Consider the following 26940-nt stretch of genomic DNA (forward strand, 5'->3'; position numbering starts at 1 on the left):
CGACTTTACAAGGTTACACACATGGAATGGTTATTTGACCCGACAATCTGGGTCGGCCTGCTGACGCTGGTCGTACTGGAAATCGTACTGGGTATCGACAACCTGATTTTCATCGCCATCCTGGCCGAGAAACTGCCGCCGCACCAGCGCGACAAGGCCAGAGTGCTGGGCCTGACCCTGGCCCTCGTCATGCGCCTGGGCCTGCTCTCGCTGATTTCCTGGCTGGTCACCCTGACCACGCCATTGTTTTCCATATTGACATTCTCGTTTTCGGGGCGCGACCTGATCCTGCTCGTCGGCGGCCTGTTCCTGCTGTTCAAGGCCACCAGCGAACTGCACGAGCGCCTCGAAGGCGTCACGCACGCCCAGACGGGCCCGAAAGTCTACGCCGGCTTCGGCCTCGTGGTGGCGCAGATCGTCGTGCTCGACGCCGTCTTTTCGCTCGACGCCGTCATCACGGCCGTCGGCATGGTGGAAAACCTGTACGTGATGATGGCGGCCGTCGTCATTTCCATCGTCGTCATGATGCTTGCCTCGAAGGTGCTGACGCGCTTCGTCAACGCCCACCCCACCGTCGTCGTGCTGTGCCTGAGCTTCCTGCTGATGATCGGCCTGTCGCTGGTGGCCGAAGGCCTGGGCTTCCACATTCCGAAAGGCTATCTGTACGCCGCCATCGGCTTTTCCATCGTCATCGAGTTCTTCAACCAGCTGGCGCGCCGCAACTTCCTCAAGCTGCAGTCGAACGCCCCGCTGCGCGACCGCACGGCGCAAGCCGTGCTGAGCCTGTTGGGCGGACGCAAGGGCCGCGAAGCCGTGGAAGAGCACGAAGTCAAGGAAACGCCCGACGTCTCCGCCTTCGGCGTGGAAGAGCGCAACATGGTCAGCGGCGTGCTGACCCTGGCCGAGCGCTCGATCCGCTCCGTCATGACGCCGCGCGGCGACGTGTCGTGGGTCAACCTGAACGACAGCAGCGACAAGATGCTGCAATTGCTGCGCGAGACGCCGCACAGCATGATTCCTGTCTGCAATGATGATCTGGACAACGTGGTCGGCATCGCGCGCAGCAAGGACCTCATCGAAGACCTCGTCTCGCGCGGCAAGATCGACCCGGCCAGCATGCGCGAAGCCGTCGTCGTGCCGGAAGCGGCCGGCGTGTTGAAAGCCATGGAAACATTAAAGCGCTCGCGCGGCCAGCTGGTGCTGGTGGTCGACGAGTTCGGCACCGTGCAAGGCGTGCTCACGCCGATCGATATCCTGGAAGCCATCGCCGGCGAATTCCCCGACGAGGACGAACAGCCCGACGTGGAAGTGCTGGGCCCCGGCCACTGGCGCATCGATGGCGCGACGGACTTGCATTACCTGGAGCAAGTGTTCGAGACGGAAACCCTGGTCAGCGAAGACGGCGAGTACAACTCGCTGGCCGGCTTCCTGCTGGCGCACTTCGAAAACATGCCGGCCGTGGGCGAAGTACTGGAACTCGATGATTTGCGCTATGAAATCCTCGAAGCGGACGAGCGCCGCATCGCCAGCGTGGACGTGCGCCGCATCGAACCCGATCACAGTTTGTAACACAATGGCAAGCGTGCCCCGCTTGCCATGCCGTATGCTGGGGTCTGCCTTTTCTGGAGACGCCAACATGAAACATTCTTTGCTACGCCTGACTCTGCTGGCTTGCGCCGCCTTGGGCAGCCACGCCGGCGCCCAGGCCGCCTCGCCAGCCGCCACCATCAAGCCGGGCCTGTGGCAAGTCGACAGCAAGATGGCCTCGCCCGACGCCGCCACCGACAACGCCATGTCCATGGTGCTGCAGCAGCTGGGCAACCTTCCTCCCGATCAACGCAAGCAGCTGGAAAGCATGGCCGCCAGCCGCGGCATGGCCATGCCCACCGTGGGCGCCGATGGCGCCGTGCGCGTGACGGCCTGCGTGACGCCGGACATGGCGGCGCGCAGGCAGATTCCCACGGGCCAGCCCGGCGATTGCAAATCGAAAAACACGGACATCGCGGGTGGCATGCATGTATCGTTCACCTGCGCCAACCCGAAATCGAGCGGCGAAGGCAAGGTGCTATTCAGCGGCGAGCAGGCGTTCAGCATGCAGCTGGCGGTGACCACCAGCGCGCGCGGCACGCCGGAACAGGTGAATGTGACGAGCAACGGCAAGTGGCTGGGGGCAAGCTGCCCTGCCCCATCGGCGACAGCAGTTCAAAAGCCGTGACGGAAGCCCATGTTGAAGGCGGCGTCGCCGCGGCCCGCATCGCTGGCGTTGCCCACCGTGTAGCGGGCGCCATTCTTGTTGTGGATCTTCGCGTAGGACGCGTAGAAATCGCTGCGCTTTGACAGCGAATACGTGAGGCCGACTGCCACCTGGCTGGCGTCGCGGTTGGCCAGGTCGCGGTCATCCTTGCGCACCCACGACGCCAGCAGTTTGAAGCCGCCCACGGGCACGGACACGCCCAGCAAGGTATCGCGGCTGTCCGACGACGACATCGACAGGGCCAGCGAGCTGTAGGCATTGTTCGGATCCCACGGCGAACTGCCATAGCCCTTGTTCACGCCCACGGCGGCAAAGGCGGTGGCCACTTTGAGGTCGATATTTGCCGCGATCAGGGTGTTGCGGGCCGACATGTCGATGGCGGGCAAGGTGCCGGAGGCGAGGATGAAGTTGTTCTTGCGCTGGTGCGACACACTGACATTCACGGCGCCGGACGAATAGCCGAGGGTGGCGCCATACGCGCGGTTGTTGGCGCTGCTGTACGGCGACTCGCCGAAACTGTAGATGGCGCTGGCGGTCACGCCGCGCAAGGCCGGCGTCACATATTTGACGGTATTGTCATAGCGTTTCACGCTGTAGCCGGCCAGATTGCCGGCGCTGCCGGCCATGCCGCCCTTGAACGGGTCGGCCACGTCGGTCAGGGTCAGGTATTGCAGGTTGTACTGGCGCCCCAGAGTCAGTGCGCCCAGGCGGCTGTCGAGGCCCACGTAGGCCTGGCGGCCGAACAAACGGCCCTCTTCCGACTGGCCCGTGTCGTTCTGGATGCCCGCTTCCAGGGTAAACACGGCGGAGACGTCATTGCCCAGCGCTTCGCGGCCCTGCACGCCCAGGCGCGAGCCGGACGCGACGCCGCCGGACACCTTGGCGCCGGCGCAACTAGCGGCGCAGCCCCGCTCGGCCACGATGCCCGCGTCGAGCACGCCGTACACGGCAACGTTACTGGATGCGGCACTGCCTGCGCCATCGGCAGCCTGGGCCGTCGCGCCCAGCGCGAAAGGCCCCATCCCTATCACAGCAAGCGCAAAATACGAGGTCTTCATGATAAATATCTCGGTGACGTGGGTGAAACTTCCCGGTATTGATCAGGACATGCGCTGTGTGTCTGATCTCAGTGTTACCTTATCCCCGCTTTTTGTCCAGCGTCCGTGCGTTGTACAACAGAAACTTCAGCTTAGCCCCAGGAAACACGTCGCGCACTGACAACACGCAATATTGACCATGATTCAGCTAATTTGCGGCAAAATGGCGTGAAATGCAGGCCCTGCCGTAAAGCAATGTTCGGTGGCGAACGTTGCGCGATTTGACGCAGGCGGTACACTACTGGTTTTACCGACAGCGGCTCGCCCGTTTTTTCTGCATGCTAGCTATCCTCGAACGCATTGACCCCAACTCCAGCAATATCGACTTGCTGGTGGAATTATTCAACTCACTGCGTCCCAAGCGCTCCCACGACAGCGCTACCGCGATTGCCAACGTGCGCACCCTGCGCCAGCTTCTCAAAGGTAACCCCGCCCAGGCGCGCGCCCTGCACGAATACGTGCTGCGCGTGCTGGCCGCGCGCCGCCATGCCAGCCTGTACACCGACATCGGCGTGCTGTCGAACAGCGGTTTCTTCACGGAATTGAAACGCCGCATCGCCTACCGCATGCTGCCGCCCGCCCTCGGCGACGAATACCTGAACGACGCGCTCGACCAGGTGCTGTACCTGAAAACCGATTATTTGTGGATCAGCAACGTGCCCGCCACGGACTGGCTGGAACTGTTCGACGTGCTCACCAGCGACGACATCGAACTGGCCGTCGGCGATGGCAACATCATGCTGCCTGGCATGCTCGACGCCATCCGCACCCTGTCCTACCGCGTCTGCGCCATGGGTCTGGAACCGGAATTGACGCGTTTCCACAATGAAATCGAAGTATTCCAGTCACCGTTCATGGTGCAGAACACGGAAGTGAACGCCTACCTGGATGCCTACACGAATCTGCTGCAAGGCGACATCGAGCACATCGAGGATGCGCGCCATCTGCTGGTGATGCTCGACCAGTGCGACGCCGTCATCGCCAAGATCCGCAAGAAAGCGCTGTACCAGGGCACCAGCATTCCCCTGACGTATTTATTGGTGGCGCTGGCGCAAAGCATCGAGCGCCTGCGCAAGCTGCTGTTCCTCGTCGACACGAGCGGCGAGCTGCCGGCATCGAACAACGTGGACATCGCCGCCATCACGGTCGACGCCACGCAGGATTTGCTGCACCCGCAACCGGTCAGCCGCCGCCGCGCGGGCGCCGTCGGATTGGCGCTGGAACTGATACGCGCGCATAACCACAAGTACAAGGTCAGCGACCTGTTTTCCGACAATATCAACTTGTTGGCGCGCAATGTGACGGAAAACGCCAGCCGCACGGGCGAGCATTACATCGCGGAAAACCGCCGCGAAATGGGCGCCATGTTCCTCTCGTCCGCGGGCGCGGGCGTGATCATCGGCTTCATGGCCCTGTTCAAGATATTGATGTCGTATTTGCGCTCGGCGCCGCTGGTCGAAGCGTTCATGTTCAGCATGAATTACTCGATCGGCTTCATGTTCATCCACTTGCTGCATTTCACGGTGGCCACCAAGCAACCGGCCATGACGGCCTCGCGCATCGCCGCCGGCCTGCACAGCAAGGATGGCCGGAACATCGACCTCGACAGCATGGCCGAACTGATCAACAAGGTCTTCCGCACGCAAAACATGGCCGTGCTGGGCAACCTGGCCACCGCCATCCCCACGGCCTGGCTGATCGCGCTCGGCTACAAGGCGATCACGGGCCACAACCTGGTGACGCCGGAAAAAGCCATGCATCTGCTGCACGATATCGACCCCATCGGCAGCCCCGCCATCTTCTACGCCATGATCGCCGGCGTCTGCCTGTTCGTCGCCGGTCTGATTTCCGGCTACTATGACAACCAGGCCCTGTACACGCGCTGGGCCCAGCGCATCGCGCAATTGCGCGGCCTGGGCCGGGTGATCGGCCAGGAGCGCTTGCAGCGGCTGGGCATGTATCTGGAAAACAACCTCGGTGGCCTGATGGGTAACTTCTACTTCGGTATCCTGCTCGGCTCCATCGGCACCCTGGGTTTCCTGATCGGCTTGCCGATCGATATCCGCCACATCACCTTCTCGGCCGCCAACTTCGCCACGGCCCTGGTGGGCCTCGATCACAACATGAGCTGGCAACTGGCCGTCAAGTCGCTGTCGGGCATCTTCGCCATCGGCACGGCCAATCTGCTCGTCAGCTTCGGCCTGGCCCTGTGGGTGGCACTGCGCTCGCGCCAGGTACGCTTCAAGCACGGCATGCAATTATTGAAGATTCTGGGCAAGCGTTTCCTGCGCTCGCCCATCGTCTTCTTCTTCGGCTCGAAAAACCCGCCACCGTTGGCGCTGGTCGACGAGTCGGCAAACCTGTCACTGACGAACAAGGCTCAAAAATGACCATCAGGCGCATGCAACCCTGCCTCACCGCCCTACTGCTGTGCTGGACCCTGGCTGCATGCGCCTCGCTGCCCGATGTCAAGAATCTCAATACCACCCTGGAGCCGGTGGCCAAGCCCCAGGTGATCACGGGCAAGGGCGCCTTGCTGAACGTCAACAGCCGCGCCGCCCTGCTCAACAAACGCTGGGCCAAGTCCGGCATGGATCTGAAGGCCCAGGCCGCGCTGGAAGAGGCGGCCACGGGCGTGCCTTTGATCAAGGGCAACAAAGTGACCCTGCTGTTTGACGGCCCGCAAACCATGGCCGCCATGTTCCAGGCCATCAGCGAAGCGAAGAACAGCATCAACCTGGAAACGTATATCTTCGACCAGGATCCGCTGGGCCTCAAATTTGCCGACATGCTCATCGAAAAGCAGCAAGCGGGCGTGACGGTCAACGTCATCTACGACAGCGTGGGCACCATCGGCGTGCCGCAAGCGTTCTTTGACCGCATGCGCGCGGCCGGCGTGCACCTGGTGGCGTTCAATCCCGTCAATCCGGCCAAGCTCAAGGGCGATGACTGGAAGATCAACAACCGCGACCACCGCAAGGTGCTGATCGTCGACGGCAAGATGGCGTTTACGGGCGGCATCAATATCAGCGATACCTATGCGAAAAGCTCGCTGTTCCGCTCGAAATCGAAAGCGACCGACAAGAAGGACGTGGGCTGGCGCGACACCCACGTGAAAGTGGAAGGCCCGGCCGTGGCCGCCTTCCAGTGGCTGTTCATCCGCACCTGGGCCCAGCAAGACCAGGCCGACTTGCCGGACGCCAATTATTTCCCTGTACTTTCCGAAGTGGGCGACAAGCTGGTGCGCGTCGTGGCCAGCGAACCGGACGGTGGCTTTGAAATCTACAAGGCCTATATCCTGGCCATCCAGGAAGCCAAGAAATCGATCCACATCACATCCGCCTATTTCGTGCCCGACCAGCAGACGGTCGACGCGCTGGTCGCGGCCGCCAAACGGGGCGTGGACGTGACCGTGGTGCTGCCCGGCGTGTCCGACAGCGGCCTCGTGTTCCATGCGGGACACGCGCTGTACGACCAGTTGCTGGCCGGCGGCATCCGCATCTTTCATTTGAAACTGGCCGTGCTGCACGCCAAGACGGCCGTCATCGACGGCGCCTGGTCGACCGTCGGCTCGACGAATATCGACATGCGCAGCTTCCTGCACAACAGCGAACTGAATGTGATCGTGCTGGGGGACAGTTTCGGGCGCGAAATGGAAAACGCCTTCCAGGAAGACTTGCGCGACTCGGAAGAAATCACCAAAGCGAAATGGGAAACGCGGCCCATCTCGGACCGCATGAAGGAGTGGGCGGCGCGCTTCATGAACTACTGGCTATAAGCCACAGAAGTGTGCCCCGGCAGGTCGGCGTAGGTCGGCTTAGCGCAGCGTAAGCCGACATCACCACAGCCATTACCAAAGCCAACAATATTGTCGGATTACGCCCGGCTTCGCCGCGCTAATCCGACCTACAGGAAACCTACAACGGCCGCAAGCTGGCCCACACGCCGCCCTGGCGCTCGAACGCTTCCGTGCTGACCTTTTCAAAGTCGGCGCTGTCTTCATTCCAGCTGTAGCGCTCGACCCGGATGCAACTGTTTTCCACGCGCAGCACATTGAACGAGTTCGACTCGCCCCTGCCCCGCGTGGACGTGGCCGTGCCCGCTTGCACCATCAGGGCCGCGTAGCCGGCGATCTTGTAGCGTTCGGCCGTGTTGCCCGCCACGCTGGCATGCAAATGTCCTGCCAGCAGCAGATCGACGCCGCATTCGGAAAACATTTGCAGCGCCTGCGGGGCGCGGTCGACCAGGTCATCCTTGTCGAAGTTTTCCGGCAAGTCAAACGGATGATGCGTGACGATGATGCGCGTCAAGCCGGGCGGCAAACTACCCAGGCGTTGACGCAGGAAATCAATCTGCTCGTGGCTGATGCGGCCATCCTTGAAGGTCAGAGAGCGGGCCGTATTGATGCCCAGCACGGCGATTTCCTCGTCCACATATTCGGGCGACAGATCGTCCGTCACATGGCGCCGGTACTTCACCAGCGGTGTCAAAAAGCGGGAAAAGACGTTGTACAGGGGCACGTCATGGTTGCCCGGCACCACGATCTGCGGCCCCGGCAAGCTGTCGAGAAAATGCCGCGCTTCCTGGAACTGGGCGCTGCGGGCGCGCTGCGTGAGGTCGCCCGAGACCACGACCACGTCCGGTTCCAGCCGCTCGACCAGCGCGCGCAAGGGCGCCAGCAGGGCCGCATCGACCCGGCCAAAATGCAAGTCGGACAAATGCACGATGGTACGCATGGCCTACTCCTTGACTGGTGCCGGCACGATCACGTCCAGCGCGGCCGGACGGATGCGGTACTGCAGCGGCGTATTCATGACCGTCACTTCGCCATCGGTGGCCACGCGCAGGCGCCGGTGCCTGGTGGCGATTTCCAGGTCGGTGGCCGTCAGCACATCAAAATCCTTGGCCTGCGACAACTTGCCGAACAGCGCGTGCAAGGCCAGCTTCAGCAAGCCCAAACGGCCCGGACGCTGCGCCACGTACAGGCTCAGCTGGCCGCCATCGAGCCGCTCGCGCTCGCCGATATTCAAGCCTTCCATCAGATATTCATTATTACCGATGAAGACGAAAGGCGTGCGCCGGGCATGCACGGCGTCGTTGAGTGTCAGTTGCACGCTGAGGAACGGGTAGCGGCGCAAGGCAGCCACCAGGGCCCAGCTGAAGGCCAGCCACTTGCCCCGCCCAAGCCGGCGCTGCTGCTTTTCGCGGTCGCGCACGATATCGGGATACAGGCCCAGGCTGGAATTGTTCAGGAAAATGCGGCCATTGACTTCGCCCACGTCGACCTGGTGCGGCACGCCCTGCGCCACGTTGGCGATCGCCGCATCGAGCTCGAGCGGGATATTCAAGTCCTTGGCGAAATGGTTCAAGGTACCCAGCGGCAAGACGCCAAACGGCGTGCCACTGCCGACCACGACGGAGGCGACGGCATTGATGGTGCCATCGCCGCCGCCGGCCACGACGATGGGCGCGCCATCGCGCAGCGCTTGCTCGGCCGTGGCGATCATCTCGGCGCCGCTTTGCGCCAGGGTGATGGCGGCGTCAAGTCCCACGGCGGCGAATTTCGCTTCGAGCTGCTGCGCCCAGTCCGGCGCGTAGCCGCAACCGGCGCCCCCGTTGATGATGACTGCAATCTTGCTCAGGATCGTTTCCCCTTATTTGGTTTGCCGGATGTGCCGGCGGCGGCGCAGGGTGGACACGCCGGCGATGCAGATAGCCAGCCAGCCATAGCTTTCCGCCATGGCCGCCAGCACATCGCTCAGGTAATGCGCGCCCAGGTAAATGCGGCTGAAACCCACGAGTGACGCCATCAGGAAAGCGCCCAGCGCGATGGTGATGCGCTTGCCCCAGGCACCCGGTGCCGTCTGGCAAATCAGGTAGGCGGCCAGCAAGCCGTACAGGGCTGTCGAGGTGGCCGTATGGCCACTCGGAAAGCTGTAGGTGCTCAAGGCCGTCTGCAGGATGGGCTCGTCAAAGCTGGGCCGCGCGCGGACAAAAATATACTTTAACAGCAGGTTCAAAAACATGACGCCCGGCATGGTGATGACCAGGGTAAACAGCCAGTAATCGGCGCCCTTGCGGTGCAGATACCAGCCCAGCAAGAGGGCCAGGGTGATGGCGCCGATCACGCCATGCAGGTGCGTGACGACCAGCAGACAACTGGTGATCCACGGCACGGCATGCTGATTGAACCACTGCGCCACCTGCAGGTCGATCACGGTGATCTGCTCCATGCCCATGACGGCTTCGGCGATCTCGTGGAACACCACGATGGCCACCAGCATCAGCGCCACGCCCACCGTCATATGCAGGCCCAGCTCGCCCTCGGGCGACAGGCGCGCCTCGACGAAGCGGCGCAGTTTCGTGGTCCAGCCCGTGGTCATGCCCATGTCATTTTTCTCTTGCAAACTCATCTCTCTTTCATGTCTCCGGTGATGATCAAAAAAACCACACCAGTAAAAAAATACTGTTTATTCATACAGTAGCTGTGTATTCATACAGTAGTTATGCTATTCTGATGACTCGTTCAACACATCTCCCTCAAAGGAATTGTCATGGCAACATTGAATAGCGGTTTTGGCTCACGGTTCGGCCTGGAATACGCCCCAAGCTCTTTCCTCGTCCGCATGGGCAAGCGCGAAATCCTCGTCTGCCGCGACTTCCGCAAGCGCTACTACACCGTCAATCCCTTGATCGAGTGCGGTACGGGCATCGAGCCGGGCTATGTTGAAGTGCTGCTGATGCGCCGTTGGTTGTTGATCTTATCTAAAGCGCATTAAGTTCACCTTAACCGCGTAGCGGTCCAGGTGCTCCGCCCGGCCACGCCGGGAACGCCTCAGTACCGGCCAGCGGCACGCTGGCCGACCCCTCACTACTGTGTGCGTTCCGGTGCGGCCGGGCTGGCAGGTGTTTGCACTGGCAGCATCTTGTCAACGACATTCGCTTCGTACCACAAGGTAACGAACAGCACCATCACGACGGGGCCGATGAACAGGCCCACGAGGCCCAGGGTTTCCACGCCGCCCAGAATGCCGAACAACACGGCCAGGAAGGGCAAACGGGTGGCGTTGCCGATCATGCCGGGGCGCACGAAGTGGTCGGCGACGAACAGCACGATGGTGCCCCACGCGGCCACGCCGATGGCGGCGCCGACATTGCCCTGGAAGACCAGCAAGGCGGCCGCGCACAGGTAAGCGAGCGGCGCGCCGAACGGGATGATGGCCAGGATGCCCGTGGCAAAGGCCCACAGGGCCGGCGACGGCAAACCGGCGATGGCGTAGGCGATGCCGATCAGCACGCCTTCGGCCAGGCCCACCAGCACCAGGCCGTTGACGGTGGCGCGGATGGCGGTCGGGATTTTTTGCGCATAGCGGCCCCACCGTTCGGGGCGCAGGAAATGGCTGCCGACGGCCGTGATCTGGCGCGTCAGCGCTTCGCCATCCTTGTAAAAGAAAAACAGGCACAAGAAGGCCAAACCAAAGTCGACCAGGCGGTGGAACACGTCCGCGCCCAGCACCTTGAGCATGTCGCGCGCGGAATGAAAGCCGCCCACGGCGCTGCCCGCAAAGAAGTGGCCGAGGCCGTGAGGCTGGCTCAGGGTGGCTTGCCACCAGTCGCCGATGGCGCTGCCGGCCAGGGGAATATGCGCCACCCAGTGCGGCACGGGCAAGCCGTCGGCATTCGCATGCACGATGAAATCGGCCAGCACGGGCACTTCGCGCGCCGCCTGCGCCACGCCAGACAGCACGGGTATGATGAAGATGCAGGCAAACGCCAGGGTCAGCACGGCTGCCGCGATGATGGGTCGCTGCCCCAGCGCCGCGCGCACGCGCAGGTACAGGGGCCAGGTGGCCACGCACAGGATGCCGGCCCACACGAGCGGCAAAAAGAAACGCTGCATGACGAACACCGTCATGGCGATCAAGGCCAGGGAAAAGCCTGCGCTGACAATGTCGCGCTGGGTATCGTTCATGCTACTCCATTCGTGCCCGGCGCCACAGGCCACCAGTATCCGCTACGCGCCAGTTGCGCAGGCATAGCGTAACACGGAGGTTCGCTGCATCACACCAGCCCCAGCTCCACCGGTTTCACGCCGGCAAACACATGGTCGAGCTGCGTCGGGGTCAAGCCGAAGGTGCGGCGCAGCAAGCCGCCCAGCACGGCCCGGTATTCATTCAGCACGGGCATGTCGCGGTTCTGGAACAGCGTCGCCTGCGAAATCGCCACCTGCTCGCCCGCCACCTGCTTGCCTTTGATCCCGCCGCCCAGCACCCAGAACACGCTGCCGTGGCCGTGATCCGTGCCGCGGTTGCCGTTTTCGCGGAAGGTGCGGCCAAATTCGCTGACCACCACCACCACGGTATGGCGCCAGGCGCTGCCCATTTCCTGCGAAAACGCGGCCAGGCCCCGCCCCAGCTCATCGAAGCGCCCCGCCAGGTAGCCGTTGGCGCCGCCCTGCCCCACGTGCGTATCCCAGCCGCCAACGTCGACGAAACCAATGTTGTATTTATCCTTCATCAAGCGGGCGATGCGCTGCGCTTCCAGTTCAAAACCCTTGGTACTGATGGCGTTGCGGTTGGCCGCCTGCATTTCTCCCGTCAACTCCTTCGTCACATCGTCGCGCACGGCAAAGCCCGCGCTGACCGGTTGCTGCAAGGGCGTGCCCTTGTACATGGCGGCGATGACCTGGCTTTGACGCGCATCAATGCCCGCCTTGCCCACGGAGCGCAGCCCCATGTTCGGCACTTGCACGCCGCCCTGGAAAATCAGGGGCAGCTGGTCGGTGAAAGAAATGGCGTGATTGCTGCTATTGAGGCTTTGCGCCAGCCGGTTCAGGAAGCCCGAGCGGAAATCGCGGCGTCCGCCGATCTCCTGTCCCAGTTCGATGCTGTCCTGCGTCTCGAAATGGCTGCGCGTCAAATCCGTCGTGCCCGCAAACGGAATGAAGGCCGCCTCGCCGCTCGTAAACATGGGATAGATGGTTTCGCGCAAGGCCGGATGCAGGGCCCAGTCCGCGTTCAAGGCCAGCGCGCCGTTGTCCTCGCCCGGTTTCGCGATGGCGATATTCGGCCGCGAGGCATAGTAAAAATCACTGCCGACCGGCACCAGCAGGTTGTTCGCGTCATAGCCGCCGCGCAGGAAGACGAACAGCAGCTTCGCATCCGTGGCGGGCGCGGCCAGCAGACTGCCCGCGTGGGTGAACAAGGGCGCGGCGGCCAGGGCTTTCAGCAAGTCACGACGATTCATGGCGATTCCTTCAGTTTCAACTTAGCGGTGCATCATTTCAGGGGATGACAGCAAAAAGGTATTCCACTCCTGCGGCGAAGCGGCCTGCTCCAGGGCCTGGCGCGTGGCCGGACTCAAGCCTGGCTGCAGCGACTGGTAATACAAAGCGCTGGCCAGTTGCGGGAACGCGACCTTTTCCTGCGGCTGCGGGCCATCCGTCTTGAACAGGCCGGCGCTGCCCGAGCCGATGGTGCGGGCGATATCGAAACGCGTCGTCATCTGGCCTGGGCTGGCCCAGGAGGCGTCCGTCAGCGGATAGCCGTCCGGCGTCTGGCGTCCGTACAGGGGCTGACCCATGCGCGACAGCCAGCTCAGCATGGGACCCGCGTTCAGGATGGGCTTGTCGTCATAGCTGAGGCGCACGGCCGACACCACGTAATGCATGGGGTCCTTGAATTTCTTGCCCAGCGATTGCTTGAACTCCGGGCTGCTGAACATGGTTTGCAGCACGTCGGCGATCATGCCATCGCTCTGCTGGAAGGTAGCCGCCATGCGCGCCACCAAAGGCGCGGGCGGATTGTCGCCGACGAAATACTGGGCCAGCTTGCCGCTGATAAAGTGCGCGGTGGCGGGACTGCGGCTCAGGCGATCCAGCGCTTCATCAAGCTCGGCCAGCCCCCGGCCCTTCACCGTTTGCCCGAGGAATTGTTTATCGCCATAATCGTGGCGGTTCGGGTTGAACTCGAACAAGCCCCGGCGCACGTATTGCGACTGCAGCGCCGGCTTGACTTTCGGCGTGTCCGCTCCCAGGTTTACGCCCACCCCGGTCAGGATGCGCGCCAGCTCCTGCACATCCGTCTGGCTATAGCCGCCGTTCACGCCCAGGGTATGCAGCTCCATCAGCTCGCGCGCATAGTTTTCATTGATGCGCTTGACGGCGTTGGCTTCATTGTCCAGGTAGCGCAGCATGGCCGGATGGTGGACCGTGGCGCCCAGCAAGTCCCGAAATTTCCCCAGAGCATGTGGCGCGATGGCGTTCGCCTCGTAATCGCCCACCATGGCGCGCAAGTTGTGCTTGCCCTGGTGCACGCTGAAATGATTGAGCCAAAACCAGCTCAGTTGCTGTTGCAACTGGTTAGGCGAATACACGTCCAGCAACAAGGAGCGCGTGGCCGCCTCGCGCGCCAGGCGGTTCAGTTCCTGCTGGTACTCCTTTTGCGCCTGCTGCTTTGCCATGTCGTCCATCACGCCGGCCGATTCCTTGCGCTTTTGCTCCACCGACATGACGAGTTGATCCAGCGGCACCTGGCTGATGGTCATGGCGTCGATTTGCGCCTGGACGGCGGGCGGCAAGCTGGCTTTGCCTGGGTGCAACTGCGCCCGCAGCCACGCGTTCCAGCCTTTGTCCTGCACCTGGCGCACGCTGACTCCGTTCACGCCCCAGCTGACCCGTTCCAGCATGGCGATGTCTTGTGCGGAACTGCTTTGTGCGGAACTGGTCTGCGCGCGATGATCGGCCTGCACGGCAGGTCCGGTCGCGGCGCAGCCGGCCAGCAAGAGCAGGGAAATCAAGGTCGTCGGCAATAGTCGGTGCGAGGTCATGGCGGTCCTTCAAGCGGTTTCATGCAGAATGCTTGAGGGTACGCCCAGGTTGACCCGCGCATGATTGCCATTTGCAACGAGTTGTAATCAAGCAGGATTGTTCGCCAGCCCAGCGCTCACGGCTACGGGCATATGATGATGAATAATCTCGGATAAAATGTTATCGGGAGAATTGCGTATTGCAAGGGCAGTTGCGTATTTTCTCTCGACCCAGACATTATCCATACAATACGTCCACATTTAAAAGAAATGAAAATATTATTTATCGCTGCATTAGGAATGTTATCGCTGATTCAAACGCCGTCAGCCCTGGCGGAGAATCTGAATGGGAAAACGCTGTATGTGCAGCGATGTGCCGTGTGCCATGGCGCGGAGATCAAGGGCACCGGGCCATTGGCGAATAAAAGCAACCCTCCCACACCGGATCTGACAAGCGCCGCATTCAAAAAACGCCTGAAGGATTATCCTGGCGTGATTGTATCGTCGGTCATACTGCGTCCGAATGGCGATTTGATTCCAAAGACCTTGAAAGAGAATGGCGTCAAGATCGCGCCATATGCCTGGCGGGTAAAGGATTTTCGCGATTTGAATCAATACATGAGTGAGGTGATTTTAAAAAATCGATGATGGATAGCTGCGGCGGGCGCCCCGCGAAGAACCGGTCAATCATGCTGCTTCAATAGCTGCGCGCATTGATCGCGCAGGAAATCGCGCAGCTGCAGCACCAGCGGCGTCACCTGCGCCCGGTGCGTGCAGACCAGGTGCAAGGGCGTCGCCTCGCCCGCCACCTCGGGCAACAGCGCTTGCAAACGGCCGGCGGCCAGGTCGCCAGCCACGTCGAGCCGCGATTTGTAAGCGATGCCCAGCCCGGCCACGGCCCAGCGGCGCACCAGGTCAGCATCGTCGGCGCTGCGGTTGCCGCTGACGGACACCGTCACTTGCTCGCGCTGGGGCAGGCGGTAAAAGGTCCAGCGGTCATGCAAGCCGTCTTCCAGCGCGAAGCGCAGGCAATTGCGCTGCGGCAAGTCTTCCAGCGCGAGCAACGGCCCATGCTCGCGCAGGTAGGTGGGTGACGCCACCAGCACCCGGTCGTTGGCGGGCGCGAGCGGCATGGCGATCAGGCTCGAATCATCTTGCTGGCCATAGCGGATGGCCACGTCGACTTGCTGGCGCACCATGTCGGCCACCCGGTCGCTGACGCTGAGCTGGTAGTGCAGTTTCGGATGGCGCAGCTGGAATTCGTCGAGCCAGCCCAGCATCAGGTTGCGGCCCAGATCCGAGGGCATGGCAATTTTCAAGGTTCCGCCGAAACTGTCCTTGCCGGCCAGCAGCGCATCGTGGCCTGCGCGCAGCAGGCGCAAGGCTTCGCGCGCGTGTTCCAGGTATTGCGTGCCTTCCGGCGTCAGGCTCAGCGAACGCGTCGTGCGGGCCAGCAGGCGCAAGCCCAGCTCCCCTTCCAGGCGCTTGACGGCGGCGCTGGCCAGCGCGGGCGAAATGCCGATCTCGCGCGCGGCCGCCGACAAACTGCCCCGGTCGGCCGTGCGCACAAATACCTGCAAGTCATCGAGTCGCAGCAATTTTCAGCATTCCTTTGAAAGTGTTTCGGTACGCGCCCACTTTTACCGTGGCGAGAAAATGGCCATGATACGTCAAGCCCGTATGGCCACGCCAACAATGGTGTCGGATTACGATCCTTCGGACCTATTCCGACCTACGCCTACCCCACACTGTTTACCCAAGGAAGAACATGAAAGCCATCGCCTACCACCACAGCCTGCCCATCACGGATGCCAACGCCCTGCTCGACATCGAGCTGCCCGTACCCGTCGCCACGGGACGCGACCTGCTCGTCGCCGTGCACGCCATTTCCGTCAATCCCGTCGACACCAAGGTGCGCAAGAACCGCGCGCCGAAAGAGGGCCAGCCGGAAGTGCTGGGCTGGGATGCGGCCGGCGTCGTCACGGCCGTCGGCGCCGATGTGACCCTGTTCCAGGTCGGCGACAAGGTCTGGTACGCGGGCGCCATCAACCGCCCCGGCAGCAACAGCGAATTCCAGCTGGTCGACGAGCGCATCGTCGGCCACATGCCCGCCAGCCTGGACTTTGCTCCGGCCGCCGCCCTGCCTTTAACCGCCATCACGGCCTGGGAATTGCTGTTCGACCGCCTGCAAATTAGCCGCGACAAGAGCCTGACGGGCAAGTCCCTGCTGGTGATCGGCGCGGCAGGCGGCGTCGGTTCCGTGCTCGTGCAACTGGCCCGGCAATTGACAGGTGTCACCATCATCGGCACGGCGTCGCGCGCGGAAACGGCCGACTGGGTGAAGGAACTGGGCGCCCACCACGTAATCGACCACAGCCTGCCGCTGGCACAGGAAATCACGCGCCTGGGTTTGCCGCCCGTCGATTATGTGATCAGCCTGAACCAGACCGACAAGCATTTCGAGCAAATCGTCGAACTGATCGCGCCGCAGGGCAAGTTCGCCCTGATCGACGATCCCGAGCACATCGACGTGCGCAAGTTCAAGGGCAAGAGCGTGTCGCTGCACTGGGAACTGATGTTTACCCGTTCGCTGTTCCAGACGGCCGACATGGTCAAGCAGCATGAATTGCTCGATGAATTGGCGCAGCTGGTGGATGCGGGTGTCATCAAGACCACCCTGGCCGAGCGCTTCGGCACGATCAATGCGGCGAATCTGAAACGCGCGCATGCCCTGTTGGAAAGCAACGCGGCAAAAGGCAAGATCGTGCTGGAAAATTTCCAGTAATCAGGTAACCAATATGGCCCGGAAATCATTGACGTTGGTCAATGTCGGGCCCGTGATCACGGCGTCTCCCAGCGCCTGGAAGAAGCCGTGGCCATCGTTGTTGTCGAGGCTGTCGCGGGGTTTGATGCCCAGCGCCCAGGCCCGTTGCAGGGTATCGGGCGCCAGCACCGCGCCGGCGATGTCTTCCTGGCCATCGACGCCATCCGTGTCGCCGGCCAGCGCGTGGATGCCCGCGTGGCCATCAAGCGCGATGCCCAGCGCCAGCAGGAATTCCACGTTGCGCCCGCCGCGGCCATTGCCGCGCACGGTGACCGTCGTTTCGCCGCCCGACAGCAGCACGCACGGAGCGGGAAACGGCTGGCCCCTAACGGCCGTTTGCAGCGCGATGCCGGCCATGACTTTCCCCACGTCGCGCGCCTCGCCTTCCAGGCTATCGCCCAATATATATGGCGTGACGCCGGCCGCGCGCGCCACCGCTGCGGCCGCTTCCAGCGCCATCTGCGGCGTGGCGATCAGGGTCGTGCGCGTGCGGGCCAGGCGCGGGTCATCGGGTTTCACGGATTCGCCGCGCCCGCTTTCCAGCGTTTTTCTTATGCTGTCCGGCAAATCCATGCCATAGCGGCGCACGATGGCCAGCGCATCCTCGCACGTCGTCGCGTCGCCCACCGTGGGGCCGGATGCGATGTCGCCCAGCTTGTCGCCAGGCACGTCGGAAATGGCCAAAGTGATGACTTGCGCCGGATGGCAGGCGGCCGCCAGTCTGCCCCCCTTGATGGCGGACAAATGGCGGCGCACGCAATTCATTTCGCCGATGGTGGCGCCCGACGCCAGCAATGCGCGGTTCAATGCCTGCTTGTCGGCCAAAGTAATGCCGTCCAGGGGCAAGGCCAGCAGCGACGAGCCCCCGCCCGAAATCAGACACAGCACCGTATCGTCGGCTTGCAAATTGCCGACCAGCTCGAGCATGCGCCGCGCCGCGTCCATGCCGGCCTGGTCGGGAACGGGGTGCGACGCTTCGACGATCTCGATGCGCTCGCACGGCACGGCATAGCCGTAGCGCGTGACGACGAGGCCGGACAGCGGCCCCGGCCAGTGCTGCTCCACGGCTTGCGCCATGGCGGCCGACGCCTTGCCGGCGCCGATGACGATCAGCCGGCCCTTGGGCGCTGGCGGCAAATGGGGCGGGATGCAGTGCGATGGCTGGGCCGCAGCGATGGCGGCCTGGAACATGGCTTGCAGCAAGGCGCGCGGCGGTGGGGTCGTCGTCATGGTCAATTCCTCCGGTTCGATGGCATCAGCGGTTCACTCAACGATTCACAATCCGCGCGGGAACGCGCAGCACCAGTATGGCGCCCAGCAGCATGACTGCGGAAAGAATATACAGGGCCACGTCGGTGCCGCCCGTCGCATCCTTGATCCAGCCGACGAGGAAGGGGCTGACGAAGCCCGCCACCTGGCCCAGCGAGTTGATCAGCGCCAGGCCGCCGGCCGCCGCCGCGCTGCCGAGAAACGCCGTCGGCAAAGGCCAGAACATGGGCAGGCCGGACAGCGCGCCCATGGTCGCCAGCGACAGGCCGATCAGGGCGACGACCACGTTGCCGTGCGCCTGGGTGGCCAGCAGCAAGCCGCACAGCGCCATCAGCAGGGGGCCGCTCAAATGCCAGCGGCGTTCCTTGTGCTTGTCGGCCGAACGGCCCACCCAGATCATGAAGATGCTGGCGCACAGATAAGGAATGGCGCTGATCCAGCCCACGGCGACGGGGCTGGCGAAACCCAGCGACTTGACGATGGTGGGCAGCCAGAAGTTGATCGCATACACGCCCATCTGGATGCAGAAATACACGAGGCCCAGCATCCATACGTGCTTGTTACGCAGCACGCTGGCAAAGGTGTCGGCCGTATTCGCGCTGTTGCGGCGCTGGCGTTCGTCCTCGTCGAGGTCGGCGCGCAGCAGCTGCTTTTCTTCGGCATTGAGCCACTTCGCCTGGGCGATGCCGTCATTGAGCAGCACATACACGAGAAAGCCCAGCAGCACGGTGGGTATTCCCTGCAGCAGGAACATCCATTGCCAGCCGGCCAGGCCGCCGTGGCCCGCGAACGACTGCATCATCCAGCCCGACAAGGGGCTGCCCAGCAAGCCGGAAATGGGAATGGCCGACATGAACAGGCCCATGATGCGGCCCCGGCGCGAAGCGGGATACCAGTTCGTAAAGTACAGCACGATGCCGGGGAAGAAGCCCGCCTCGAACACGCCCGTGATGAAGCGCAGCGAGTAGAACGCGGCCGGCGTGGTGACGAACATCAGGCAGGCCGAGGCGATGCCCCAGGCAATCATCAGGGTGCCGATGACCTTGCGCGCGCCCAGGCGGTGCAGCAACAAATTGCTGGGCACGCCGCTGGCCACGTAGCCGATGAAGAAAATGCCGGCGCCCAGGCCGTACACGCTTTCGCTCCATTGCAGCGCATCGAGCATTTGCAGCTTGGCAAAGCCGACATTTACCCGGTCCAGGTAATTGAACAGGTAGCAGATGAAGATGAAAGGGATCAGATGCAAGGTGACCTTGCGGTAGGCGCCTTCGCGCACGCGGTCCTGCGCGGGCGCGCCGGTGGACAGGCTGGCGCCTGGTTGGGTGGTCATGGGTGTCTCCTGACTATTTTTTTATGGGATGCGACCAGCCCATCGTACAATCGACGGCAGAAACAGTCATCGTGCGGATGCATGAAGAAACTCAGTGCCGAATACGATGATTCCATGCAAATGCACAAAACGGACCACCCCATGCCGAACATCGACCTTCCTCTAGCGCAAGACATCGTGCGGCGCACCATGCACATCATTCCCTTCAGCGTGAACGTCATCGATGCGCGCGGCGTGATCCTGGCCAGCGGCGACCCGCAGCGCGTGGGCGACCTGCATCCGGGCGCGCAACTGGCGCTGGCCCGGCGCGCCAGCGTGGAAATCGGCGCGGCCGACATGGCCCGGCTGCCCGGCACGCGGGCCGGCATCAACCTGCCCCTGACGGTGCGCGGCGAGATTTGCGGCGTGCTGGGCCTGACGGGCGAGCCCGATGCCGTGCGCCAGTTCGGCGAACTGGTGCGCGCCATGGCGGAAATGATGCTGGAGCAGGCGCGGCTGGTCAGCGAGTTGCAGCACGAAAAGCGCTACCGCGAGGAATTCGTGTTCCAGCTCGTCTACCGCACGGGCATTTCGGACGCCAGCATGCAGGCGTGGGCGGCGCGCCTGGCCGTCGATCTGCGCGTGCCGCGCGCCATGTTCGTGCTGGAAATACCTGCGGCGGGAGACGGCCCGGGCGAGCGGCTGGACCAGGTGCTGACGCAACTGCAGCAAGTGCAGTCCGACCTGTCGGCCCGCTGGCCGTCCCTGCTGATGGCCGTCGTCTCGCCGGGCGAACTAGTGCTGCTCGACGCCTTTCCCGCCAGCGGCCCGCAGCAGGCGCGCGCGGCGCAAGCCAGGCAGCGCCTGCTCGAACTGCACCATGTGGCGCAGCAGGCGCTCACGCCGCCCGCCACCTTGTCTATGGGCGTGGCCTTGCCGGGCCTCGATGGCGCGACGGCCTCGTATGAATCGGCGAAGCAGACGGCGCGCGTGGGGCGCGCCCGCGATGCCGGGCAAGCTACTTTTTCCTATCTGGAACTGAGCCTGCCCGTGCTGCTGTCCGGCCTGCAAGCCGGTTGGCAGGCGGAGCAATTGCGCCAGACCCTGGCGCGCCTGCAGGCGCACGACCGCAAGTCGGGCACCCTGATGCGCACCCTGGCCGCCTGGTTCCGCCACCACAGCCACCCGATGGCCACGGCCAGAGCCCTGCACATCCACCGCAACACGCTCGATTACCGGCTGCAAAAGATCGCCGAACTGACGGGACTGGACCTGGATGAGACGGATGACCGTTTGCTGCTGTATGTTGCCCTGCAGCTCAATGAAGGCTCTCCCGTCTACAATGGCGGCTCGACTGAAAAAACAGGAATGCAATGAACGACGCCATTGAATGGACAGGACTGGCCCGCACCTTCGGGCTGTTTACCGTCACGGCCGTGGCCGAACTGCTGGGCTGCTACCTGCCCATGCTATGGCTGAGCAACAAGGGCAGCGCCTGGCTGCTGTTGCCGGCCGCCATCAGCTTGCTGGTCTTCGTGTGGCTGCTGACCTTGCATCCTGCCGCCAGCGGCCGCGTGTATGCCACGTATGGCGCCATCTATATCGCCACGGCGCTGGGATGGCTGTGGCTGGTGGACGGTGTCACGCCGGCCTGGACCGACATCGCCGGCGTGGGCCTGGCCCTGGCCGGCGCCGCCATCATTGCCATGGGACACAAGACGGCTTGACGTGCATCAGGCGGCATGCGCGCGGAAATTCGTTTCCGCCGACCACGCCGCGCCGGCGCGGGCCAGCAACACGGCTTCGCCATCGGCCAGCCAGTCGTCCGCGTCGGCGATTTTCCACATGGCTTGCAGCAGCTTGCGGCGCAAGTCCGGGTCGGCGATTTCGTCGAGCAGGCTGTCGATCACGCCATTGGCCAGCTGCACGGCGCCATGCACGGTCGAGGTCAGCATGTCGTCGCACAAGTCTTGCAGCAGTTGCTGGAAGGCAGCTGGTTCCAGGTCGATATGTTCGAGGATCTTGCTGCGGTGCATCGCTTGCAGCTCGGCGCTGGCCAGGTTGCCATCGACCACCATCATCAGGGCCAGGATACGTCCCGCTGCCTGGGGACTATTTACTTCATACGTACGCATGATTTTCTACTCTTTCTATTAGTCAATTAAAAGGCGCGCCACCGCCAGGCGGGGCGCGCCGTACTGCCGTATTACTTTTTGTCGCTGCGGGTGATGAACACGCTCGCCACGCAACTAGCCACGATCAGGACCGCCACCACCAGCAACGAGGCTTCGACGGGCACGTGATACCACGGCATGATCAGCATCTTGGCGCCGATGAACACCAGCACCATGGCCAGGCCATACTTGAGCATGTGGAAACGGTCAGCCACGTCCACCAGCAGGAAGTACAGGGCGCGCAATCCCATGATGGCGAACAGGTTCGACGTGAAGACGATGAACGGGTCCGTCGTGATGGCGAAAATCGCCGGGATCGAATCGACCGCAAACACCAGATCCGTCACCTCGATCAGGATCAGCACCAGGAACAGCGGCGTGACATAGCGCAAGCCGCCCTTTGCCACGAAGAAACGCTCGCCGTGGTCGCCATCGGCCACCCGCAAGTGGCGGCGGGCAAAACGCAGCACCGGGTTGTTCGCCACGTCCGGCTCCGCATCGGCCGCCACCAGCATGCGCATGCCGGTAATCAACAGGAAGGCGCCGAACAGGTACAGCACCCAGCTGAACTCGCTCACCACCCACGCACCGGCCATGATCATCACGGCGCGCATGACGATCGCGCCCAGCACGCCATAGATCAACACGCGGCGCTGGTACTGGATCGGCACCTGGAAGGCGCTGAAGATCAGCAGGAAGACGAACACGTTATCGACCGACAGGGCTTTCTCGATCAGGTAGCCGGAGAAAAACTCCAGCGCCTTCTGGTTGGCGATCTCGGGACCGGCCGTGCCGTTCAGATACCACCACAGGCCGCCGTTGAACAGCAGGGCCAGGCTGACCCACACGAGCGACCACGTGGCCGCTTCCTTGACGCTGACCTTGTGCGCCTTGTTGCCGCCGAAGACGAACAAGTCCAGCGCCAGCATCACCAGAACAAAGGCGATGAAGCCGGCCCACATGGGCGCCGTAGCAATACTTTCCAGGCCGTTCATCGGCGGCCTCCGCAACTGTCTGTTTGTATCCTGAAGTCCATGGCACTCTCCTTGCATGAATTGAGCAGCCATCATAGTCCGAATATAAACATCGAACAAATCGAATATAATTTAAGAATACATCGAAAAATTCGATGCTCCAACCTGCCGGGAAAGCCCATGTCGACACTCAACTTCAAACACTTGCGCTATTTCTGGATGGTGGCCAAGACGGGCAGCATCGCGCGCGCGGCCGAGCAGCTGCACCTGACGCCGCAATCGATTTCCGGGCAGCTCAGCGAGTTTGCCGACACCCTGGGCGTGGAACTGTTCCGCCGCAGCGGGCGCCAGCTGGAATTGACGGACACGGGGCGGCGCATCCTCAGCCATGCCGAAAGCATTTTCAGCACGGGCGATGAATTGCTGGAAATCGTGCGCGACCAGTCACGCACCACGACGACGACGTTTCGCGTGGGCTGCGCCGATTCCGTATCGAAACTGATCGCTTGCCGCCTCGTCGCGCCGGCGCTGGGACTGGCCGAGCCGCTGCGCATCATTTGCCGCGAAGGCAGGCTGGCCAGCCTGCTGGCGGACCTGGCCGTGCACCGGCTCGACCTGATCATGGCGGACCGCCCCATGCCGGCCCACTTGAGCGTGCGCGGCTTTAACCATTTGCTGGGCGAAAGCGGCATGACCCTGTTCGGCACACAAGCGCTGGCCGCCACCCTGACGGGGGACTTTCCGCAGTGCCTCGATGGGGCGCCGCTGCTGCTGCCCGGCGAAGACTTCGCCATTTACGGGCGCTTGCTGCAATGGCTGGGCGACAACAATCTGCACCCACGCATCGTCGGCGAGTTCGACGACAGCGCCATGATGAAAGCCTTCGGCCAGTCCGGCGCCGGCCTGTTCTTTGCCCCCACCGTCATCGCGCCCCAGGTGTGCGAGCAATACGCCGTCGTGGCGCTGGGCCGGGTCGACAGCCTCGTCGAGCAGGTGTATGCGATCACCACGGAACGGCGTTTGAGCCACCCGGCCACCATCGCCATCAGCCAGAGCGCGCGGCATGAGCTGTTTGTGTAACAGCTGCAAAACTGCAAGCCATAAATACATTCGAGCAAATACATCTATATAATGGCAAGTCTCCCCGACGCCCTGCGCGCCCCTTCCTGGACTTGCCGCAATGAAGCACTTGCACGATATTCCCTCTGCCTTCAAGCATGAATTTGCCAACCCGCGCATGTGGTGGTCGCGCGCCGTCGTCGTCGGCATGGCCGCCATCGCAGGGCTCGTCGTCGTCGGCTTTACGTGGCTGGCGGAGGAAGCGCTGGACCTGTTTCTGTTTTTTAACGGCAAAGCCTGGTGGTTCGCCCTGCTGTGGACACCGGCCTGCGCCGCCCTGCTGGTCTGGCTGACGCGCCGCTATGCGATGGGCGCGGCCGGTTCCGGCATCCCGCAAGTGATGGCGACACTGGATCCGGCCGTGGCGCCCGAGCAGCGCTCGCTATTTGTCTCGTTGAAACTCAGTGCCGCGAAAATCGTCCTGACGGCGGGCGGCTTGCTAGGGGGATTGTCGCTGGGGCGCGAAGGCCCGTCCGTGCAAATCGCCGCCGGCGTGATGCTGGCCGCGCGCCGCTGGCTCCCCCGTCACTCGCAGGTGAGCGCCCATTCCCTGCTGGTGGCCGGTGGTGCGGCCGGCATCGCGGCCGCCTTCAACACGCCGCTGGCCGGCGTCATGTTTGCCATCGAGGAACTATCTCGCTCGCCCGAGCAGCGCAACAGCGGCCTCATCGTGGCCGGCATCGTGCTGGCCGGCATGATGGCCGTGTCCATCCACGGCAACGCCACCCACTTCGGCATCATCCACCCTGGCCCCATCGGCCTGGCGCTGGCCTTGCCGGGTTTAGTCGTCACCCTGGTCGCGGGCGTGGCGGGCGGCCTGTTTGCCCGGCTGCTGCTGGCGTCCGCCCGGGGCAATCCGCTGGGAAAATTGTCCGCGTGGAGAAAGGGCCGGCCCGTGCTGTTCGCCGCCGTCTGCGGTGTGCTGGTGGCGGCCATCGGCATCGCCAGCCACGGCGCCACGTTCGGCAGCGGCACCGTGGCCACGCGCGCCATGCTGGAAGGCTCGTCCGACGTGGCGCCCGCTTTTGTCGCCTTCAAATATGTGGCCACGTGGCTGACCGTCTGGTCAGGCGTGCCGGCCGGCATTTTCGCACCGTCGCTGGCCATCGGCGCCGGCATCGGCCACGATATCGCCGTGCTGCTGCACTACCCGCACGCGCCGGCCCTGATCGCGCTGGGCATGGTGGGTTTCCTGGCCGCCGCCACGCAAGCGCCACTGACGGCTTTTATTATTGTCATGGAAATGGTCGATGGCCACGGCATGGTGCTGAGCCTGATGGCCTGCGCCGTCGTCGCCAGCACGGTTTCGCGCGTACTGAGCGAACCGCTGTATGGGGCGCTGGCGCAGCTGCAGTTGCAGCGGCTGCCGCAGGCCAGCCGGGAAACTACATCGTAAACGGAAATGGTTGCATGCCCGCCTGCCTGTCATCGGGAGCGACGACGGCCAGCAAGGCGCTCAAGCCCTGGTTCAGGTGCGCCAGGCTGTCGGGGTCCAGCTGAGCCAGCGCACTGGGCAGCAAGCCGCGCGCCGGCTGTGGCGCGCCGGTGATCACGGCCTGCCCCTCCGCCGTCAGGGTGAGCGTGACCACGCGCTGGTCGGGCTGGTCGCGCGCCTTGCGCACATAGGCTTTCTTGACCAGCGCCTCGACCAGGTTGCTGGCCGTCGTCTGGTGGATCGACATCTTGCTGGCCAGCTCGCCCATGCGCAGGCCCGGCCGCTCCAGCAATTCCTGCATCACCCACAATTGCGCGCCCGACACGCCGCATTGTTTCTCGATCTGCGCCGAGTGGCGCTGCGCCGCGCGCATGACGACGCGCATGTTTTGCAAGGCCATGCCTTGCGCCCTGGCCAACGCCGAAACTTCCGCTTCCACCACCATTGCCTCCAGTTATCCCACCGGCTTCACGCCTGCTGGCGGGCCGGAATCCCTGCATGATACCTGCAATGGCGGCGCGGAACTAACTGCCTGTTACGGGCTGACCGTCACGCCATGCCTGCTCCAGCACCTGCTTGCCGGCCTGGTCCCACTGGCGCTCGATGCCGTGCTTCTTGCCGTGCTCGTATGGCACGATCTGCCGCAGGCTGCCATCGCTGTACCAGGTTTGCAGCAAGCCGTGGCGCTGGCCTTCGACGAATGGCGTCACGCTGGCGCGCACGCCGTTGGCATGCCAGTCCGTCGTATCGCCATGGTCGCGCCCCTGCGCGTCTTTCTGCCACGCAAACACGGGCCGGCCACTCGGCGCCCACGTTTGCAAGCTGAGCACGACACCTTTCTGGTACAGCGTTTTGTTCGACATGACGCCATTGCCATGGCTTTCAAACGACCAGCCATCGGGCTTGCCGTGCACCCACACGGTCCTGGCCAGCACACTGCCGTCCTCGGCATACGTGACAAACTCGCCCTCGCGCTTGCCATCGACGAACTGTCCCCGTTGGAACAGCTTGCCATCGGCATAAAACGATTCCTGCACGCCCTCCATCTGGCCATTGCGTTGATACGAGCGGCTGCTGACGGCCCCATTCGCGGCATACGACACATGCTCGCCATCGGCCATCTCGTCGCCGTGATACAAGGTGCGGCTCATCAGCTGGCCATTCTCGTGATACGTTTCCGAGATGCTGTCGCGCCCGTTCGGCAAGGCCGTCACCTTTTGCTTGACCTGGCCGTTTTCAAAGTACACGCAGCCGCCGAGCAACTCCTCGCCCTGGGCATTGAAGTAGGTTTCGCGCAGCAACTGGCCATTCTCGTAGTAATACTTGCGGAAACGCACGAACCTGACCTGGCTCAGGTCCAGGTCCGTGGTGTAGGTTTCAAAGGCCAGCACGCCCGGCGTGTCGGGAAATTCCAGCCGCACGTGCCAGGCGCCCAGCGCCTCGTCGCGTACGGGCGGCGTGCGCAGCGCATACACGGCGCGGCGCTGGTTGCTGGGCATGAAATTTTCATCCAGATACATGGCCTGGTCTTCCTCCTGTAGTGTGGGCGTTGGTTTTGGCGCCGCGGACTGCTCCTGTGCCGCCAGTGGCAGGGCTGCACCCATGCCCAGCGCGGCGGCCAGCAGCCAGCGCATCGTCTGTTGATTCTTCATGTTGCTCCATTGATCATATTGCTTTGC

At 63.1% G+C, this 26940-nt stretch carries 25 protein-coding genes; 11 read left to right on the forward strand and 14 right to left on the reverse strand.

Features of this window, described 5'->3' with window-relative positions; all coding sequences use genetic code 11:
• Window positions 1-21: 21 nt before the first annotated feature.
• Both ACPJXG_RS19890 and ACPJXG_RS19895 read left to right on the forward strand, forming a co-directional pair.
• Window positions 22-1569 (forward strand): TerC family protein, encoded by a 1548-nt coding sequence (locus ACPJXG_RS19890; RefSeq protein ID WP_035826230.1) that lies wholly within the window; start codon window positions 22-24, stop codon window positions 1567-1569.
• Window positions 1570-1636: 67 nt separating this feature from the next.
• Window positions 1637-2215 (forward strand): DUF3617 domain-containing protein, encoded by a 579-nt coding sequence (locus ACPJXG_RS19895; protein ID WP_425252092.1) that lies wholly within the window; start codon window positions 1637-1639, stop codon window positions 2213-2215.
• Here the strand turns inward: ACPJXG_RS19895 and ACPJXG_RS19900 are convergent.
• Window positions 2203-3276 carry a porin gene (locus tag ACPJXG_RS19900; protein WP_425252093.1) on the reverse strand — a complete coding sequence of 358 codons (1074 nt, stop codon included), beginning with the start codon at window positions 3274-3276 and terminating at the stop codon, window positions 2203-2205. The two genes, ACPJXG_RS19895 and ACPJXG_RS19900, sit on opposite strands and share 13 nt — an antisense overlap.
• A gap of 353 nt (window positions 3277-3629) precedes the next feature.
• Here ACPJXG_RS19900 and ACPJXG_RS19905 point away from each other — a divergent pair, with 353 nt between their 5' ends.
• Together ACPJXG_RS19905 and cls are read left to right on the forward strand one after the other, a co-directional pair.
• Window positions 3630-5741 carry a site-specific recombinase gene (locus ACPJXG_RS19905; protein WP_035826217.1) on the forward strand — a complete coding sequence of 704 codons (2112 nt, stop codon included), beginning with the start codon at window positions 3630-3632 and terminating at the stop codon, window positions 5739-5741.
• An 11-nt stretch (window positions 5742-5752) separates the two neighbouring features.
• Complete coding sequence (gene cls / locus ACPJXG_RS19910; RefSeq protein WP_423221831.1) at window positions 5753-7129, forward strand: cardiolipin synthase; 1377 nt, start codon at window positions 5753-5755, stop codon at window positions 7127-7129.
• A 139-nt stretch (window positions 7130-7268) separates the two neighbouring features.
• Here the strand turns inward: cls and ACPJXG_RS19915 are convergent, their stop codons facing one another.
• Genes ACPJXG_RS19915 through ACPJXG_RS19925 form a run of 3 tightly spaced genes read right to left on the reverse strand, consistent with a single transcriptional unit; the run spans window position 7269 to window position 9764 of the window.
• Window positions 7269-8087, reverse strand: a complete 819-nt coding sequence (locus tag ACPJXG_RS19915; protein WP_099402577.1) for a metallophosphoesterase family protein — start codon at window positions 8085-8087, stop codon at window positions 7269-7271.
• 3 nt (window positions 8088-8090) lie between these two features.
• Window positions 8091-8993 (reverse strand): diacylglycerol/lipid kinase family protein, encoded by a 903-nt coding sequence (locus ACPJXG_RS19920; protein ID WP_099402576.1) that lies wholly within the window; start codon window positions 8991-8993, stop codon window positions 8091-8093.
• A gap of 12 nt (window positions 8994-9005) precedes the next feature.
• Window positions 9006-9764 carry a phosphatase PAP2 family protein gene (locus tag ACPJXG_RS19925; protein ID WP_425252094.1) on the reverse strand — a complete coding sequence of 253 codons (759 nt, stop codon included), beginning with the start codon at window positions 9762-9764 and terminating at the stop codon, window positions 9006-9008.
• Between the two features lie 141 nt (window positions 9765-9905).
• Here ACPJXG_RS19925 and ACPJXG_RS19930 point away from each other — a divergent pair, with 141 nt between their 5' ends.
• Window positions 9906-10130: a hypothetical protein gene (locus ACPJXG_RS19930; protein ID WP_010396348.1), complete on the forward strand. Its 225-nt coding sequence runs from the start codon at window positions 9906-9908 to the stop codon at window positions 10128-10130.
• Between the two features lie 92 nt (window positions 10131-10222).
• Here ACPJXG_RS19930 and ACPJXG_RS19935 read toward each other — a convergent pair whose 3' ends face one another.
• The 3 genes from ACPJXG_RS19935 to ACPJXG_RS19945 form a co-directional block, all read right to left on the reverse strand.
• Entirely contained in the window at window positions 10223-11323 is a 1101-nt protein-coding gene (locus tag ACPJXG_RS19935; RefSeq protein WP_425252095.1) for an AI-2E family transporter, read from the reverse strand.
• An 89-nt stretch (window positions 11324-11412) separates the two neighbouring features.
• The gene (locus ACPJXG_RS19940) at window positions 11413-12597 is read right to left on the reverse strand and encodes a DUF1501 domain-containing protein (RefSeq protein WP_099402574.1); all 1185 of its coding nucleotides are present in this window, start codon (window positions 12595-12597) and stop codon (window positions 11413-11415) included.
• A 21-nt stretch (window positions 12598-12618) separates the two neighbouring features.
• Window positions 12619-14178, reverse strand: coding sequence for a DUF1800 domain-containing protein (locus ACPJXG_RS19945; RefSeq protein WP_425252096.1), 1560 nt, complete (start codon window positions 14176-14178; stop codon window positions 12619-12621).
• A gap of 249 nt (window positions 14179-14427) precedes the next feature.
• On the opposite strand from ACPJXG_RS19945, the gene ACPJXG_RS19950 reads away from it, so the two are divergent.
• A complete protein-coding gene (locus ACPJXG_RS19950) occupies window positions 14428-14805 on the forward strand; it encodes a c-type cytochrome (RefSeq protein ID WP_099402572.1) in 378 nt (125 codons plus the stop codon).
• Window positions 14806-14840: 35 nt separating this feature from the next.
• Here the strand turns inward: ACPJXG_RS19950 and ACPJXG_RS19955 are convergent, their stop codons facing one another.
• Window positions 14841-15755 carry a LysR substrate-binding domain-containing protein gene (locus tag ACPJXG_RS19955; RefSeq protein WP_425252097.1) on the reverse strand — a complete coding sequence of 305 codons (915 nt, stop codon included), beginning with the start codon at window positions 15753-15755 and terminating at the stop codon, window positions 14841-14843.
• 170 nt (window positions 15756-15925) lie between these two features.
• On the opposite strand from ACPJXG_RS19955, the gene ACPJXG_RS19960 reads away from it, so the two are divergent.
• A complete protein-coding gene (locus ACPJXG_RS19960; protein WP_425252098.1) occupies window positions 15926-16942 on the forward strand; it encodes a zinc-binding alcohol dehydrogenase family protein in 1017 nt (338 codons plus the stop codon).
• On the opposite strand, the gene ACPJXG_RS19965 is transcribed toward ACPJXG_RS19960, so the two are convergent.
• Complete coding sequence (locus ACPJXG_RS19965; protein ID WP_278318276.1) at window positions 16943-18211, reverse strand: glycerate kinase type-2 family protein; 1269 nt, start codon at window positions 18209-18211, stop codon at window positions 16943-16945.
• Between the two features lie 37 nt (window positions 18212-18248).
• Window positions 18249-19580: an MFS transporter gene (locus tag ACPJXG_RS19970; protein ID WP_176388601.1), complete on the reverse strand. Its 1332-nt coding sequence runs from the start codon at window positions 19578-19580 to the stop codon at window positions 18249-18251.
• 114 nt (window positions 19581-19694) lie between these two features.
• On the opposite strand from ACPJXG_RS19970, the gene ACPJXG_RS19975 reads away from it, so the two are divergent.
• Window positions 19695-20936, forward strand: a complete 1242-nt coding sequence (locus ACPJXG_RS19975; protein ID WP_425252099.1) for a sugar diacid recognition domain-containing protein — start codon at window positions 19695-19697, stop codon at window positions 20934-20936.
• Window positions 20933-21286 (forward strand): YnfA family protein, encoded by a 354-nt coding sequence (locus ACPJXG_RS19980; protein WP_425252100.1) that lies wholly within the window; start codon window positions 20933-20935, stop codon window positions 21284-21286. Before ACPJXG_RS19975 ends, ACPJXG_RS19980 begins: the two co-directional genes overlap by 4 nt.
• 6 nt (window positions 21287-21292) lie before the next feature.
• Here ACPJXG_RS19980 and ACPJXG_RS19985 read toward each other — a convergent pair whose 3' ends face one another.
• Together ACPJXG_RS19985 and ACPJXG_RS19990 are read right to left on the reverse strand one after the other, a co-directional pair.
• Window positions 21293-21694, reverse strand: a complete 402-nt coding sequence (locus ACPJXG_RS19985; protein WP_225243610.1) for a TerB family tellurite resistance protein — start codon at window positions 21692-21694, stop codon at window positions 21293-21295.
• Between the two features lie 71 nt (window positions 21695-21765).
• Window positions 21766-22728, reverse strand: coding sequence for a TerC family protein (locus ACPJXG_RS19990; protein ID WP_307789165.1), 963 nt, complete (start codon window positions 22726-22728; stop codon window positions 21766-21768).
• A gap of 159 nt (window positions 22729-22887) precedes the next feature.
• Between ACPJXG_RS19990 and nhaR the strand changes: the two genes are divergently transcribed.
• Window positions 22888-23787: a transcriptional activator NhaR gene (gene nhaR / locus ACPJXG_RS19995; protein ID WP_035826183.1), complete on the forward strand. Its 900-nt coding sequence runs from the start codon at window positions 22888-22890 to the stop codon at window positions 23785-23787.
• Between the two features lie 100 nt (window positions 23788-23887).
• Entirely contained in the window at window positions 23888-25222 is a 1335-nt protein-coding gene (locus ACPJXG_RS20000; protein ID WP_425252101.1) for a chloride channel protein, read from the forward strand.
• Here ACPJXG_RS20000 and ACPJXG_RS20005 read toward each other — a convergent pair.
• Window positions 25212-25706, reverse strand: a complete 495-nt coding sequence (locus ACPJXG_RS20005; protein ID WP_425252102.1) for a MarR family winged helix-turn-helix transcriptional regulator — start codon at window positions 25704-25706, stop codon at window positions 25212-25214. The two genes, ACPJXG_RS20000 and ACPJXG_RS20005, sit on opposite strands and share 11 nt — an antisense overlap.
• 79 nt (window positions 25707-25785) lie before the next feature.
• Window positions 25786-26913: a toxin-antitoxin system YwqK family antitoxin gene (locus tag ACPJXG_RS20010; RefSeq protein ID WP_425252103.1), complete on the reverse strand. Its 1128-nt coding sequence runs from the start codon at window positions 26911-26913 to the stop codon at window positions 25786-25788.
• Window positions 26914-26940: the final 27 nt, after the last annotated feature.

It is taken from the genome of Janthinobacterium sp. NFX145 (genome assembly GCF_049810325.1).
Classification (GTDB): Bacteria; Pseudomonadota; Gammaproteobacteria; order Burkholderiales; family Burkholderiaceae_D; genus Janthinobacterium; species Janthinobacterium rivuli.